Origin of the sequence: Neolewinella sp. (assembly GCF_965214665.1) — a bacterium.
Lineage (GTDB): Bacteria > Bacteroidota > Bacteroidia > Chitinophagales > Saprospiraceae > Neolewinella.
In genome coordinates this window covers 1,814,785-1,829,435 of record NZ_OZ243970.1, presented here as the reverse complement: position 1 = coordinate 1,829,435, position 14,651 = coordinate 1,814,785, and the positions used below count along the sequence as shown (strand labels likewise).

Here is a 14,651-nt window from a genome sequence, read left to right as displayed (position 1 = left end):
TTAGCGCCGACTGTAATTCGGTGCTTCCTTAGTAATCGTGATATTATGCGGATGGCTCTCCGTCATACCCGCCCCGGTGATCCGCACGAACTCCGCTTTCATCAGCGCCTCGATGGTCGGAGCACCGCAGTAGCCCATCCCGGCCCGCAGGCCCCCCAGGTACTGATTTACGACCTCGGCCAGACTCCCCTTGTAGGGAATGCGGCCCTCAATGCCTTCGGGGACGAGCTTTTTCACGTCGTCCTCCACGTCCTGAAAGTAACGGTCCTTACTGCCCTTATTCATGGCCCCTAAACTACCCATGCCCCGGTACACCTTGAACTTGCGGCCGTCGTAGAGGATGGTCTCGCCCGGACTCTCATCCACCCCTGCAAAGAGGCTACCGGCCATAATAGTGGAGGCGCCGGCGGCCAGTGCCTTGACGATATCGCCGGAGTAGCGGATGCCCCCGTCTCCAATGACCGGTACCCCCGTGCCCCGTAGGGCGTAAGCGGCATTGGAAATGGCTGTCAGTTGTGGCACGCCGACCCCCGCCACGATCCGCGTGGTACAGATTGAGCCCGGCCCCACCCCCACCTTCACCCCATCGGCACCGGCCTCAACCAGTGCCAGCGCGGCAGCGCCCGTAGCAACGTTACCACCGATGACCTGTAGATCCGAAAAGGCCTCCTTCGTACGCCGCACCGCGTCGAGCACCCCGCGGCTGTGACCGTGGGCGGTGTCGATGGTAATTACGTCCACCCCCACGTCGACCAGCGCCTGCACCCGTTCGAGCATGTCGGCCGTGACCCCAATGGCCCCACCGACGACCAGGCGGCCGAAACTGTCCTTACAGGCATCGGGGTAATCCTGTACCTTGAGGATATCCTTATAGGTGATCAGGCCCACGAGCATACCGGCCCCGTCCACCACCGGTAGCTTCTCGATCTTGTAGCCCTGGAGGATCTCCTTAGCCTGCTCCAGATTCGTACCTACCGGGGCGGTGACTAGGTTTTCGGTCGTCATCACCTCGCTGATGGGGCGGGCGGAGGCGGACTCGAAGCGTAAATCGCGGTTCGTCAGAATACCCACAAGCGAGAAGGAGTCATTCACGATCGGGATACCCCCGATGTGGTGCCTGGCCATTAGGGTTTTGGCATCGGCGACGGTAGCATCGTGCTTCAGCGTGACCGGATCGACGATCATGCCCGACTCCGAGCGCTTCACCATGCGCACCTGCTCGGCCTGCTGGGCGATGGTCATATTTTTATGCACAATCCCAATGCCTCCCTGCCGGGCAATGGCAATGGCGAGCCGCCCGTCGGTGACGGTATCCATGGCGGCGGAAACGATGGGTGCATTGAGGCGCAAGCCCCGGGTAAGCTGGCTGGAAAGGTCAACCTCGCGCGGCAGTACCTCGGAGTAGGCGGGCAGCAGCAGGACATCATCGAAGGTCAGTCCCTGAGTAGCGAAACGGTCGGGGGTGCTTTGGTTGTGTTCCATGCGCAAAGGTATGTAAATCCCCGTAGCCGACCTCGATCTGGCTAGCGTTCGGCCACCGCCAGCACCAGCACACTGATCCGCACGCCCGGGTGGTGCTCCAACAGCACGTTGCCGCAAAAGTCCACCGTCGCTCCGGTCGTCAGTACGTCGTCGACTAGCACCAGGTGACCGCCCCGGTGGTCCCCCCGCCCCACGGCAAAGGAGTCCTGCACGTTCTCCAGCCGCCCGAGCTTACCGCGCCGGGTCTGGGAACCCCGAAAGGAGCGCCGCCGTAGGGCACCGGCGTGAACCGGCTTGGCGAGCACCTCCCCCAGCCCCTCCGCAATCGCCTCCGCCTGGTTGTACCCGCGCGCGTGCCGCCGCCGCCGGTGGATCGGTACCGGTACCAGTCCGGTCACATCCCCCAGCGCCGGTACCTGCCGCAGTACCTCACCGAAGTGGCGCCCCAGCTGCCGGCCTACGTCCGGCCGGTGGTGGTACTTCAGGGCGTGGATGAGCTGCTGGCAGACCGTACCCTCCCGGAAGGTGTAGGCCGCGGCTCCGTACTGAAGGGGTAGCCGACCGGCCAGGCGGTCCGTCACGTCGTTTTCCAGTTGCCGCCAGCTATCCCTTAGGGGGAGTCGCGCCTCGCAGCCGACGCAGAGTAGGTCGGTCGAGCGGGCGGTGGCGACCTGACAGTTCAGGCACACATTCGGAAAGAACAGACTCGTAAGCCCCCGTAACCATTCACTCGCTGCCGCCATCAGTCCACGTAGGTCCACTTGCGCAGCAGTCGCAAACCCACGGAGACCTCAATCGTCACGTTGCGGATGGCCCGCTCGCCGATGGTCGTATTGCCCGGCCCCGTGGGATTGATCACGTTGTTAATGGCTCCCTGATTGTACTGAAAGTTCAGGTCGGGCTGGATCACCAACTCCACGAATCCACCCACCTTATCGCTGAGGGGCATATTGATTCCGCCCCCGGCCGACACCCCGTACACGAAGCGGTTGATGAACTCGTAGCTATCCACCGGGTAGTTTTGCCGAAAGGCGATGCCCTGGGTTCCGCTGAGGCGGTCGTACTCGCCCAGGTTCGTACTCACGTTGTACTCGGCGCGCAGCCCGAGCAGGTAGTACAGGTCAGCCAACCCCAGAAACTTCACCACCTGCTTTCCCCCCAGCGCGAACGAAATATTATTGAACACGAAGCCGTCGGCCGGCAGCCGCACCTGATTACCCTGAAAGGTCAGTACCCGCCGCCGACTGATCCGGCTGCCCCGCTGGTGGTAGCCCAGCTGCGCCCAAAAGCTGAAGGGGGAATTGGGGGACAGTGTCTCGTAAAACACGTCGCCGTGAAAACCTAGGCGCAGCTCCGTTTCGATGTTCGACCAGTCCTGGCTGCCCAGGCTCAAGCCGCCCCGCAGGCCGTAGAAGTAGCCCCCCCAGTCCTCGCCGTACACCCCCTCCTCGTCCACGAGCTGTGCATTCACTAGCAAGGGCATAAAACAACATAACCACAGTAGCACACGCATGGCCCGAAGTTAGCGGATGCGCAGCTGCTGACCTACCGAGATGGTATTACCGGTCAGCGCATTCAGTCGTTTTAGCTCATCGACGCTCACCCCGTACTTTCGGCTGATGCCGTAGAGCGTATCCCCGGACTGCACCGCGTGGTAGCCTGCCCCGGGAGCCGGAACGGGGCGGGGAGCGGGCTCCGGTACCGGGGTGTTGGGCGAGATGGGCGCTCCCATGTCCAGAAAGCCACCGTCATCCTCTCCCGCTGGCGGAGTAGCAGTTGTGGGACGATCCACCGGGGCCGCAGGTGCCACCTCAATGGTGGGGGGGCGGACCGTAGCGGTCGACTCCAGTCGCGGCGCGGTACGTATCCGACTGCCCCGCAGTTTGATCTGCTCACCCGTCGCCGGATCGGCCTGCTCGCCCAGTCGGTTGCGGCGGGCGAGGTTGCGCAGGCGTAGCCCGTAGCGCTGGGCGATGTCGTAGAGGGTTTCCCCGGCGGCCACGGTGTGGTAGCGCTCCCCCCCACGGTAGCTACGCCGCTTCTTCTGTAGGTAGATGCGCTCCCTACCGTCGACGAGCTGGCTGCCGGAGACGAGTGCTTCGTTGTAGTCAAGCAGCCGGCGTACGCTCAAATCGACCTGCTGGGCGATCTGCTGCACCGTAAGGGGAGCTTCGCTAATGAAGTAGCTTACGTCGTTCTGCTGTAAGATGCCCGTGATGGCCTCCTCTACCGGCACCTCGATGTTGACCGGCGTGGTGGCCCCGGGTACGTCGTACTGGTAGAGCTTGTGGCGCTCGATGAGGGTGATCAGTAGCTCGGGGTAGCGGGGGTTAGTGGCGTAGCCCGACTTGCGCAGGCCGCGGGCCCAGGCCTTGTAGTCCGTCGGTTCCAGCCGGAAGAGAAATCCGTAGCGGAAACTCTTGCGGGGGTCGCGCAGGAATTCGGAGTGGGCTACGTAGCTGGCGTCCGCATTGCGGTACTGCCGAAAGCAACTCTTGGTGAGCCGACCGCGGTCGTCGTAGTCGTCATCCTCGCGGTATACCTTGTCGCCGTTCCAGTTCGTGCCGCACTTGATGCCGAAGTGGTTTTTGGCCGTGCGGGCCAGGTAGCTCTGACCGGAATTGCTCTCCAGGATGCCCTGGGCCAGTTTGATGCTGGCGGGGATCCCGGCGCGCTCCATCTCCTGCATGGCGATGGTTTTGTAGCGCTCGATGTAGGCCTCCTGCTCGGAGTTTTCTTCGGCCGTCCAGCCGAAGCCCACGGGCTCGGCCAGGGCAAACAGGGACAAGACGAGGAAGGTGGCGGTGAGTAATCCTTTCATGTACGTACGGTCGGTAGCTACTAAATCCTAGGTCGCTAACGGCTAATTTCCGGCACTTGGTGGGATGGTGCGCAGATTTTTAGGTTTTTTTTCGATTTAGGCTGCACCCCCGATAGCTATCGGGGCCGCGGCCCCGGATGACGGTTACCTTCGCGGGTATGCCCATCCAAGTAAATTCTGAAATAGCGGCACTGCGCCGCGTGATCGTGCACCGCCCCGATGCCGGCACCTCCACCATCACGCCGCGGCGGGCCGAGGAACTACTTTTCGACGATATCGTGTACCTGCCCCGGCTGCAGGAGGAGCACGACGTGTTTACCGCGATCCTGCGGGCCTTCGTGGGTACTGAGGGTGTCCTTGAAATCGCGACCCTGCTGCGTGAGGTCATCGTAGCCTCCCCGGAAGCCACCCGCGAGACCCTCGAGCTGATCATCAACTTCGAGGAGCTGCCCGCCAGCTACGCCGCGCGCCTGGCCGAGCTGCCCGCCGACGAACTGGCCGACGTGCTCATCACCGGTTACGACCGCCGGGCCGAGCGTACGCTGTTCGATCCTATCCCAAATTTCATCTTTACCCGCGACATCGCCGTGACGATCAACGACCACGTCATCATCATGAAGGCCGCCAAGCAGGCCCGTAGCCGCGAGAACTTCCTGACCCGCCTGGTCATCTTCGCCCACCCCATGTTCGCCGAACTGTGGCAGGAAGAGCGGGTGATCAACCTAAATAACGTGGACGCCTTCCCGCCCAGTAAGATGGGTGAAAAGGTATTCGTTGAGGGTGGAGACGTAATGTTGTTAAACGCTGATTGTCTGCTAATTGGGGATAGCGAGCGAAGCAATACCTACAGCATCCGTAAACTAGCAGACGCGTTATTCAGTAAGGGGGTGGTCAAGCAGGTCGTGCGCGTAAGTGTGCCGGCTGAGCGCAGCTTCATGCACCTGGATACCATCTTTACCCAGATCGACACCCACGACTACGTCTGCTACCAGCCCATCATCACCGAGGGCGGGCGGCAGGCCGGGGTGGAGGTATGGCGGGCTGACGGCAGCTCCACCACCTACGCCAGTCTGAAGGCCTGTATTCTGGAGGAGATCGACCCCCAGGCCAACTTCATTGCCGCCGGCAACGGGCGCAGTCCGTTTCAGGAGCGCGAGCAGTGGACCGACGGCTGTAATCTCGTGGCCCTGGCCCCCGGCATTGCCCTGACCTACGACCGTAACCCCGTCACGGCCGAGACCCTGCAGCGGGCGGGCTATACGATCACTGGGGCCAAGCGCGTCCTGGAGCGCATCCAAAGTGGGGAGCTCGACGTTCACACCCTGCAAAAAACGATCATCACCCTGCCCAGCGCCGAACTTAGCCGGGGCCGTGGCGGATCGCACTGTATGACCTGCCCGGTGGAACGGGCCTAACCCCCCCCGGTGTATGTACCGCTTATTATTCTTGGTAGGGTGCTGTAGTTGGCTCGGCGCGCAGGACATCGATACGACGCTCCTACTGCCGGACGCTACGGTAACCGGCTTCCGCGACGAGGCCCCGAGCTACCGCGTAGCTGCCAGCATCAGCACGATCACGGCCGCGGAGGTGCGTGCCTATCCCACCGGCGATCTGCTACCGGCCATGAACCGGCTGCCGGGCGTGCGCTTCGAGGAGCGGGCCCCGGGCAGCTACCGCATCAGCGTGCGGGGTAGCACCCTACGCAGTCCCTTCGGCGTACGCAACATCAAGGTGTACTGGAACGGCATCCCCCTGACCGAGCCCGGTGGCGACACCCAGCTCAACTTCCTCGATCTGAACAATGTGGACCGGGTGGAGCTCATCCGCGGTCCGGCCGGCAGTCTGTACGGAGCGGGCACGGCGGGTACGTTGCTGCTCTCCACCGACACCCTCAGCGGTCCGGTACGGGCTGATCTAACCAATGGCTCCTTCGGCTTCTTCCGGGCGGGCGCGCAGGTGCAAGGCCAGTCGAACGGCAACGCCTACCAACTACGCCTGGCCCACCAGCGTACGCAGGGTTACCGGGTGCAGAGTGCCCTGAGTCGGCAAACCGTACAGGCCTCCACCCGCTGGTCGGCCGGGGAGCACCGCAGCCTGAGGCTTCACGCGCTCTATACCCGCCTGGGCTATGAATTGCCGGGAGCTCTGACCGCGGAGCAGTATGCGGCCGACCCCCGGCAGGCGCGCCCGGGTAGTGTAGAGACTAACGCCAGCATCAACTACGACAACCTGCTCGTCGGTATCGGACACGACTGGCAGCAGGGGCGCTGGAGCAACCAGACTACGGTCTACGGTACCGGCTTCTACTTCGATCACCCCTTCAACTTCGACTACAAGCGGGAGACAAACCTGGGGTTGGGGGGGCGGACGGCCTTCGACTACCGGCTACCGCTGGCGGCTAGCGTGTTGAAGCTGTCCTTCGGAGCGGAACAGCAACTCCAGTACCGGATGGCCAACAACTTCGGTAATGAGGACGGTAGCCCCGGCACGCTCAACTTCAGCGATGAGATTACCAGCCAGCAGCGTATCGTGTTCGCCCAGGCGACGCAGGACTTCGGGGCGTGGAAGCTCTCGGCGGGCGCAAGCGTCAATGACCTCGGCTACCGGGTGGATCGCACCTTCGACGTAGATGGTAACCAGGGGGTGACGCGGAGCAACTTTACGGCAGTGTTCAGTCCGCGGGTGGCCGTGCTCCGGGACTTCGGACGGTACAGCGTGTACGGTAGCGTGAGCAGCGGCTTTAGTCCGCCGACCCTGGATGAGTTCCGCACCAACGAGGGCAGTATCAACACCGGGCTACGTCCGGAGCGGGGGGTGAACTACGAGATCGGTACAAAGGGAAACCGGGGGCCAGTAGACTATTCAGTGAGCCTATTCTACCTACGCCTCAGTGAGACCATCAGCATATTCTCGGATGCCCGCGGCACGAGTCTATTTCGCAACGCCGGCAACACCAATCAGTACGGCTTAGAGGTGGCCCTGGACTACGCCGCCGCCCCCTGGCTCGATTTGTACGGTAGCTACACCTACCACCGCTTCCGCTACGGCGACTACGCGCAGCGTGGGGAAGATTACTCCGGTAACCGGCTGCCAGGCACGGCCCCGCACATCGTTAACATTGAGGCCCGGGTGCAGTTGCCGGTAGGCGTTTACGCCACCTTCACAGAAAACTATACGGATGCCATACCGCTTAACGACGGCAATACGGTATACGGGGAGGCGTATCACCTAGTACGGGCCCGGGTTGGGTACCGCAAGCGGGTGCGCAAGATGCAGTACGATTTTTACCTCGGCGGCAGCAACCTCCTGGATGAGCGGATGAGTTTTGGCAATGACCTCAACCCGCAGTTCGGGGGGCGGTACTTTCAGCCGGCGGCGGGGCGGAATTATTTTTTGGGGGTGACGATCTCGCGGTAGCCGTTGGACGCTTCGCAAGCGTCCAACGGCTTTCCACGCTTCGCAAGCGTCCAACGGCTTTCCACGCTTCGCAAGCGTCCAACGGCTTTCCACGCTTCGCAAGCGTCCAACGGCTTTCCACGCTTCGCAAGCGTCCAACGGCTTTCCACGCTTCGCAAGCGTCCAACGGCTTTCCAAACGTACCTTCCCACCATGCGCTACCTATACTACATACTAGTGCTAGCCACCACGGCCTGCACCGCTCCCACCTCCACCAACCCCGCACCTGCGGCCCCGCCCACAGAAGCCCCCTCATTTTTTCTAGGCACCTACGATGACCCCGGCGTACACGAACCAGGCATCTACCGCTTCACCCTGCAGCCGGATGGGAGCCTTACCAACGAGGGCAGGGTAGCCGAGGCCTCCAACCCGAGCTTTCTGAGCTACAACCCGGACCGCACCACCCTGGTGAGCGTGGAGGAAGTGGACGGTGGTGGCAGTGTGGCCGCCTTCGCGGTAAACGATACTGCACTCACCCTCAACAACCGCCGCCCCACCAGCGCCCCCGGGCCCTGCCACATCAACGTGAACCGCGACGGCTACGTGACGGCGGCTACCTATGGCGGAGGGACCGTGGAACTCTGGAAACTGGAGGGTGCGGGCATGCTCTCCGAACGACTCGACGTACAGGACCACCGGCAGCGCGGGGCGGAGACTCCTCACGCCCACTCGTCCTACTACATCAACGATGGCCGGGAAGTGCTGGCCGTGGATCTAGGCACGGATGAGGTCTGGCACTATGCGCTGAATGAGGTAAACGGGAAGCTGGTATCCGCAAGCCCCCCGGCCGTTAAACTCGCCGACGGGGCCGGCCCCCGCCACCTGGCCATCCACCCGAATGGGAAGTGGATCTACGTGATCAACGAACTGGGTAGTACGATGACGCAACTGCGCCTGGCAGGAAGTAGCATCGATACCGTAGCGAGCTGGTCGACCCTACCGGCGGACTTTACCGACTTCAACGCCTGCGCCGATGTACACCTGAGCCAGGACGGGAGGTACCTCTATGGGTCCAACCGGGGCCATAACAGTATGGTGGTTTTCGCGGTGGATCAGGCCACCGGAGCGTTAACGACGCTTGAGCACGAGTCGGTCGCCGGCGACTGGCCACGCAACTTCGCGCTCTCACCTGCCGGCGACTACCTGCTGGTCGCCAATCAGCGCTCGAAGAACATCACCACCCTGCGGCGGGATGCTGACACTGGGCTACTGGAGTACGTGACGAGTACTACGGCACCCGTACCGGTGTGTATCTTGTTCTAGCGCTGCTTACTTCTTCTTAGCTTTTGGTACTGCTTTTCTTCTCCTCAGGTATGTAACGGAGGATCACGGTAGCTAACGGGGGAAGGGTGAGCTCGATGTGATTCGGCCGCCCGTTCCACTCGCTCGGCTGACTTTGTAGCGTAGCGATCTCGTAGTTGCCCGTACCCCCGTAACTGGCATCGTCACTGTTGATCACCGGCTGGTAGCTGCCGGCAAAGGGTACGCCGATGCGGTAGTCGGCCCGTACGGTAGGGGTGAAATTGTGCACTACCGCCACGACGTCCTTTTCTTCCTTGCCGCGCCGCAGGTAGCTGAGTACGCTGTGCTGGTGGTCGCCCATGTCGATCCACTCGAAGCCGCGGGGATCGTAGGCCTGCTCATAGAGTGCCGTGGTACTGCGGTAGATGTCATTGAGATCGGCGACGTACTGCTGTAGGGTGGCGTGGGGCTTATATTCCGTCAGACTCCAGTCCAGGCCGCGCTCGATGCTCCACTCGGTGGTCTGACCGAACTCACCGCCCATAAAATTGAGTTTGCTGCCGGGGTGGGTCATCATGTAGCCGTACAGGGCGCGCAGATTGGCGAAACGCTGCCACTCATCGCCCGGCATGCGGTCAATGATGGGCCCCTTGCCGTGCACGACCTCGTCGTGGCTCAGGGGGAGCATGAAGTTTTCACTGAAGGCGTAGACTAGGGAGAAGGTCAGCATCCCGTGGTGGTAGCTGCGGTTGATGGGGTCCTCCTTGAAGTACTTCAGGGTGTCGTGCATCCAGCCCATCATCCACTTCTGGCCGAAGCCGAGTCCACCCACGTAGGTAGGCCGGCTCACGCCGCTAAAGGCCGTGGATTCTTCGGCGATGGTCATCGTATCCGGATACTCGCGGTACACCGCCTCGTTAAACTCGCGTAGGAAATCGATGGCCTCCAGGTTTTCGTTACCGCCGTACTGGTTAGGGATCCACTCGCCGGCCTTACGGCTGTAGTCGAGGTAGAGCATGGAGGCTACGGCGTCTACGCGCAGTCCGTCGACGTGGTAGCGGTCGAGCCAGAACAGGGCGTTGGAGATCAGAAAGGAGCGTACCTCGTTGCGGCCATAATTGAAGATGGCACTCTTCCAGTCGGGGTGAAAGCCCTTGCGCGGGTCGGCGTGGTCGTAGAGGTGGGTGCCGTCGAACTGTGCCAGTCCGTGGGCATCGTTGGGGAAGTGGCTCGGCACCCAGTCCAGGATGATGCCAATACCGGCTTCGTGCAGCTTATCGACCAGGTACATGAAATCCTGCGGCCCCCCAAAGCGGCTGGAGGGGGCGAAGTAGCCGGTGATCTGGTACCCCCAGCTCGGGAAGTAGGGGTGCTCCATCACGGGCAAGAACTCCACGTGTGTGTAGTTCATCTTACGCACGTAGTCGACCAGCTCGGTGGCTAGCTCCCGGTAGCTGAGCGACTCATTCTTCGCGTTCTTTTTCCAGCTGCCAAGGTGCACCTCGTAGACGGAGTAGGGCCGGTCGATCCCGTTGTGGCGGTAGCGGTCCTTCATCCAGTCCGTATCGTTCCACTCGTAGTAGGTATCCCACACGATGCTGGCCGTTTTGGGCGGGGTCTCCCAGAGGCGGGCGTAGGGGTCACCCTTTTCGAGCCAGTCGCCGCTCTGGATTTGTACGGCGTACTTGTATACTGTACCGCTCTTTACTCCGGGAATGAAGCCTTCGTAGATGCCGCTACTATCCCAGCGCGCATTGAGGGGGTGGCTCTGTTTGTCCCAATCATTGAAGTCGCCGAAGACACTGACGGCCTTCGCACTAGGCGCCCAGACCGCGAAGTAGCAGCCCCGCTCGCCGTCCACCTCGATGACATGGCTGCCGAGCTTGTCGTACATCCGGAAGTTCTTTCCGGCACGGAAGAGGTTGATGTCGTAATCGGTGAATAGGGAATGGGCGGTAACGGAAGTGGTGACTGGCACGGGCAAATATGAGTTTAAGGGCTATAGTTTAATTGACTGACGGACGCAAGCGCACCAACAGTGCGGTAAGTAAAAAACCACAGAGGGCGCAGAGCAACACAGAGAAACAGCTACGTACGGCGCTGCGGCCCTCAGCGTGCTCTGCGGTTCGCTAATCTATGTCTGCGGAGTCAGCACACACTAGCTCACAGTGTGAGATCAGTTAGTTAAGGACCGTAACGCTAAAGGCCCAGCGATGTTAAAAGTATGCTATACTTCACTGGGAGAAAGCGCGGCAAGCTTCGAAGCACGATATTCGGTACCGAATCAAGCTTACCACCGCCATGCCAAAATATTTACCCTTCTTCCTGTTTGTGTTCCTGAGCAGCAGCTGCGCCACCGTTTTTACCGGCACGGCCGATGACGTCTACTTCACTTCGGAACCCACCGGGGCTATGGTCTATCTAGAGGGCCATCCCCTAGGGCGCACCCCACTCATCACCAGAATACCCCGCCGCACCCGCGCGCGCTACGTGACCTTCGAGTTGGAGGGCTACTACCCCATGAGTCAGCTCATGAGCAGCCGCGTCAATGGAGTGACCTTCATCAACCTGCTCTGGTGGCCCGGCTTCATCGTGGATGCTGCCACCGGCGCGATCGTTAAATTGGAGTACGACCGCTACTTCACGGAATTGGAACCCTTCCCCCTCTCCGAAGACGACGAAGGAAACGAGTAAATCCGACTATCGAACTACAAGACTACCAAACTACCTACTTCTTTCCCCCCTTCAGCGAGTCCTGCAGCTTCTTCAGCTCGTCGGTCTTGCCGTCGGCGGCCAGTTGCGCCTGCTCGCTCCAGGTGTCGTGCTGCGCTAGGCGGAAGCGGGCCCCGGCCTTTTGCAGCACGTCGGCGAGTTGCTTTTCGGTGGCCTTAGCCAGTTCGGCGAAGCTAGTAATACCAGCCTCATTCAGGAGTCCGGCAATTTTAGGACCGATACCCTCGATCTTCTTTAGGTCGTCGGACTTCTTTTTGGTCGCCTTTTTCGTGGCGGACTTTTTAGCAGCAGGCTTCTTGGCGTCAGTTTTCTTACCGTCAGCCTTCTTAGTACCGCTAGCGGTATCGGAGTCCTGCTTGGCGGCGGTTTGCTTTTCGCTCTTCTGCTTTTCGGCCTCGGGGTCTACGACAGGTTTGGTGGCCGGGGCGCTCTGAGCGGCCTCGATCTTCGTATCTTTCTTTTTGGCGGCGGGTTTCTTTTCCTCTCCCCCTACTTCCTCCAGCGAGAAGCAGCAGTTGGTGGAGCCGTGGCCGCTATCGGTGTAGGTATCGGCGCTCTCGTCGTTGACCCAGTGCTGGCCGTCTACCAGGTAGCGAAACTGGTAGGTGCCATTGGGCAGTTGGGTCTCCCCGGTATAGCCCTTTTCACCCGATTTGAGCTTCAGGCCATTGTCCCAGCTCCAGTCGTTGAAGCTGCCAAGTACGCGTACATCGCGGTTTTCCCCCACGCGCTCCTGGGCGAGCTGGAAGGATACCGTGTACTGTTTTTTGGATTTGACGTAGGTGGATGTGATCATGATAGTGTGTATGAATCGATGCAAAAATATGGCCTTACGTACTGACCGTCAAAGCATTGGGCGCGGACGCAGGTGCAGTTATTGCAACGTGTTCTCCGTTCTCAAGTTTACACCCCCAATATGCTGGGGCGAAGTCCGTGCTATACAGCAAAATGCTACGGCAACCCCGTCCGCCGGCAAACTATATGCCGGATCGCTTTTAGAAGTATTTTTTACACATTTATTCCCGCCGCCGCACCACCTGACAGGTAATACGCGATACACACACCAATTTATCCCATTCGTCGGTAATATCAATCTGCCAGACCTGTACGGTATTCCCCACGCGTACCGGCCGCACCGTACCGCGTACCGTACCCCCCTCCCGCACGCTACGCAGGTGGCTAGCGTTGATGTCCACTCCTACTACTATATGGGTTTCCGGCTCATCCAGCGATAGAAAGCCGGCCACGCTACCCAGCGTCTCCGCCAGGGCCACGGAGGCCCCGCCGTGCAGCAGCCGAAAGGGCTGTACGGTACGCTCGTCCACCGGCATCTCGGCCACCAGGTATTCGTCACCGATCTCGACGAAACGCATGCCCAGGGTGTCCCCCAGCGTGCCAGCACTCATGGCGTTCATGCCCTCCAGCGTAGGGGGAGTTTTCCAGATCACGCAGGGAGCATTTCGGTATTCAAACGGCTGATAGCTACGATTACCTCGGCGGCCTTTTCCATCTCGTAAACGCTGGCCCACTCGTAGTGAGAATGAAAGGCATGCTCGCCGGCGAAGATATTCGGACAGGGCAGGCCCATGAAACTGAGGCGGGAGCCGTCCGTACCACCGCGAATGTGGGCCCGGCGTAGTTCCAGTCCCACGGACGTAATCGCCCGCTCCGCTAGCGCCGTCACCCGGGGGTGCAGATCGAGCACCTCCTTCATGTTGCGGTACTGCTCGGTAACCTCCAACGAAATGAAGCTATTGGGGTAGTTACGACCTACTTCGTCAATCACCTCCCGTAGCACCTCCGCGTGATCGGCCAACTTCGCCGTATCGAAGTCGCGCAGGATCAGATCAATACGGGCACTCTCCGCCTTTGCAGTCACGCCGACGGGGTGAATGAAGCCCTCGCGGTCGGTAGTGGTCTCCGGGCTAAGGCGATCCTTGGGCAGCGCGGCCAGGATGTCGGCGGCGATCTTGACGGCGTTTTCAAGCTTGCCCTTTGCGAAGCCGGGGTGGCTGCTGACGCCGGCGATGTTGATCACCGCCGCATCGGCACTAAAGGTCTCGTCCTCGATGCTGCCCCGCGTCTCCCCGTCGATGGTGTAGCCAAAATCCGCGTCTAGCTTTTGCATATCCACCGCATTGACGCCCCGGCCGATCTCCTCATCGGGCGTAAAGAGGATACGCAGCCGGCCGTGTGGTACCTGGGGGTGCTCGGCCAGGTACTCCACGGCGGTCATGATGGCGGCCAGGCCCGACTTGTTGTCCGCCCCCAGCAAAGTGGTACCGCTGGCCGTCACGATGGTGTGGCCGATGTTTTGCCGGAGGCCGTCGAAGTCATCGGCCCGCAGTACGACCCGCTCATCGTCGGGCAGCACCAGGTCCTGCCCCTGGTAGTTGTCGTGCACGATGGGCTTGACCCCGGTGCCGCTCGCATCCGGACTGGTATCCATATGCGAGCAAAAGCAGATGGTGGGGACGGTTTCCTGACCGGGGGTAGCCGGCAGGGTAGCGTATACGTAGCCGTGGGCATCCAGTTCGGCATCTACCAGGCCAAGTTCACGCAGCTCGCGGGCCAGCAGTCGGCCGAGGTCCTGCTGTTTTTCCGTCGAGGGCTGGGTGGGAGAGGTGGGATCGGACTGGGTGTCGATCTGCACGTAGCGTAAGAATCGGTCAAGGAGCGGCATAGCGGTCGGCGTTGCAGGACCTCGAAGGGTTCGGTGGGGCGTAAGCCCCTTCGAACATTTGAGCGTCCGGTCGGGGTCGCAAATATCGCAATATCCAGCGCAGCCAGAGGCTGCATTTTACTGCCGCTGCCAGAGGCAGCATTGTACTTAGGTCGAACATTTTGCCGCCCTCCCCGCATTTACCACAAACCCTTGCACCCGCGGCCCCGCCCCCTGTATCACCCCCCTTAACCC

Annotated in this window: 12 protein-coding genes; 4 read left to right on the top strand and 8 right to left on the bottom strand. The window is 61.1% G+C overall.

The genetic code is table 11. From position 1 onward, the window contains the following. From guaB to ACOOHD_RS08140, 4 genes are read right to left on the bottom strand one after another with little or no spacing between them, the layout of a single operon-like run. The gene (gene guaB, locus ACOOHD_RS08155; RefSeq protein WP_420461075.1) at nt 1-1,482 is read right to left on the bottom strand and encodes an IMP dehydrogenase; all 1,482 of its coding nucleotides are present in this window, start codon (nt 1,480-1,482) and stop codon (nt 1-3) included. A 41-nt stretch (nt 1,483-1,523) separates the two neighbouring features. After that, nucleotides 1,524-2,225: a ComF family protein gene (locus ACOOHD_RS08150; protein ID WP_420461074.1), complete on the bottom strand. Its 702-nt coding sequence runs from the start codon at nt 2,223-2,225 to the stop codon at nt 1,524-1,526. Further along, entirely contained in the window at nt 2,225-2,965 is a 741-nt protein-coding gene (locus tag ACOOHD_RS08145; RefSeq protein ID WP_420461073.1) for a hypothetical protein, read from the bottom strand. Before ACOOHD_RS08145 ends, ACOOHD_RS08150 begins: the two co-directional genes overlap by 1 nt. Nucleotides 2,966-3,004: 39 nt before the next feature. Then, nucleotides 3,005-4,303: a glucosaminidase domain-containing protein gene (locus ACOOHD_RS08140; protein ID WP_420461072.1), complete on the bottom strand. Its 1,299-nt coding sequence runs from the start codon at nt 4,301-4,303 to the stop codon at nt 3,005-3,007. A gap of 158 nt (nt 4,304-4,461) precedes the next feature. Here ACOOHD_RS08140 and ACOOHD_RS08135 point away from each other — a divergent pair, with 158 nt between their 5' ends. The 3 genes from ACOOHD_RS08135 (at nt 4,462) to ACOOHD_RS08125 (ending at nt 9,022) form a co-directional block, all read left to right on the top strand. Continuing rightward, nucleotides 4,462-5,718, top strand: coding sequence for an arginine deiminase family protein (locus ACOOHD_RS08135; RefSeq protein ID WP_420461071.1), 1,257 nt, complete (start codon nt 4,462-4,464; stop codon nt 5,716-5,718). Nucleotides 5,719-5,731: 13 nt separating this feature from the next. Then, nucleotides 5,732-7,720, top strand: a complete 1,989-nt coding sequence (locus ACOOHD_RS08130) for a TonB-dependent receptor family protein (RefSeq protein WP_420461070.1) — start codon at nt 5,732-5,734, stop codon at nt 7,718-7,720. Between the two features lie 192 nt (nt 7,721-7,912). Continuing rightward, nucleotides 7,913-9,022 (top strand): lactonase family protein, encoded by a 1,110-nt coding sequence (locus ACOOHD_RS08125; protein ID WP_420461069.1) that lies wholly within the window; start codon nt 7,913-7,915, stop codon nt 9,020-9,022. Between the two features lie 16 nt (nt 9,023-9,038). Here the strand turns inward: ACOOHD_RS08125 and glgB are convergent, their stop codons facing one another. Continuing rightward, entirely contained in the window at nt 9,039-10,979 is a 1,941-nt protein-coding gene (gene glgB / locus ACOOHD_RS08120; RefSeq protein ID WP_420461068.1) for a 1,4-alpha-glucan branching protein GlgB, read from the bottom strand. A 323-nt stretch (nt 10,980-11,302) separates the two neighbouring features. Between glgB and ACOOHD_RS08115 the strand changes: the two genes are divergently transcribed. After that, entirely contained in the window at nt 11,303-11,695 is a 393-nt protein-coding gene (locus ACOOHD_RS08115) for a PEGA domain-containing protein (protein ID WP_420461067.1), read from the top strand. A 34-nt stretch (nt 11,696-11,729) separates the two neighbouring features. On the opposite strand, the gene ACOOHD_RS08110 is transcribed toward ACOOHD_RS08115, so the two are convergent. The 3 genes from ACOOHD_RS08110 to pepT form a co-directional block, all read right to left on the bottom strand. Continuing rightward, a complete protein-coding gene (locus ACOOHD_RS08110) occupies nt 11,730-12,530 on the bottom strand; it encodes a DUF4332 domain-containing protein (protein ID WP_420461066.1) in 801 nt (266 codons plus the stop codon). A 220-nt stretch (nt 12,531-12,750) separates the two neighbouring features. Further along, nucleotides 12,751-13,182, bottom strand: a complete 432-nt coding sequence (locus ACOOHD_RS08105; RefSeq protein WP_420461065.1) for a hotdog fold thioesterase — start codon at nt 13,180-13,182, stop codon at nt 12,751-12,753. Beyond that, nucleotides 13,179-14,417, bottom strand: a complete 1,239-nt coding sequence (pepT, locus tag ACOOHD_RS08100; protein WP_420461064.1) for a peptidase T — start codon at nt 14,415-14,417, stop codon at nt 13,179-13,181. Before pepT ends, ACOOHD_RS08105 begins: the two co-directional genes overlap by 4 nt. Nucleotides 14,418-14,651: the final 234 nt, after the last annotated feature.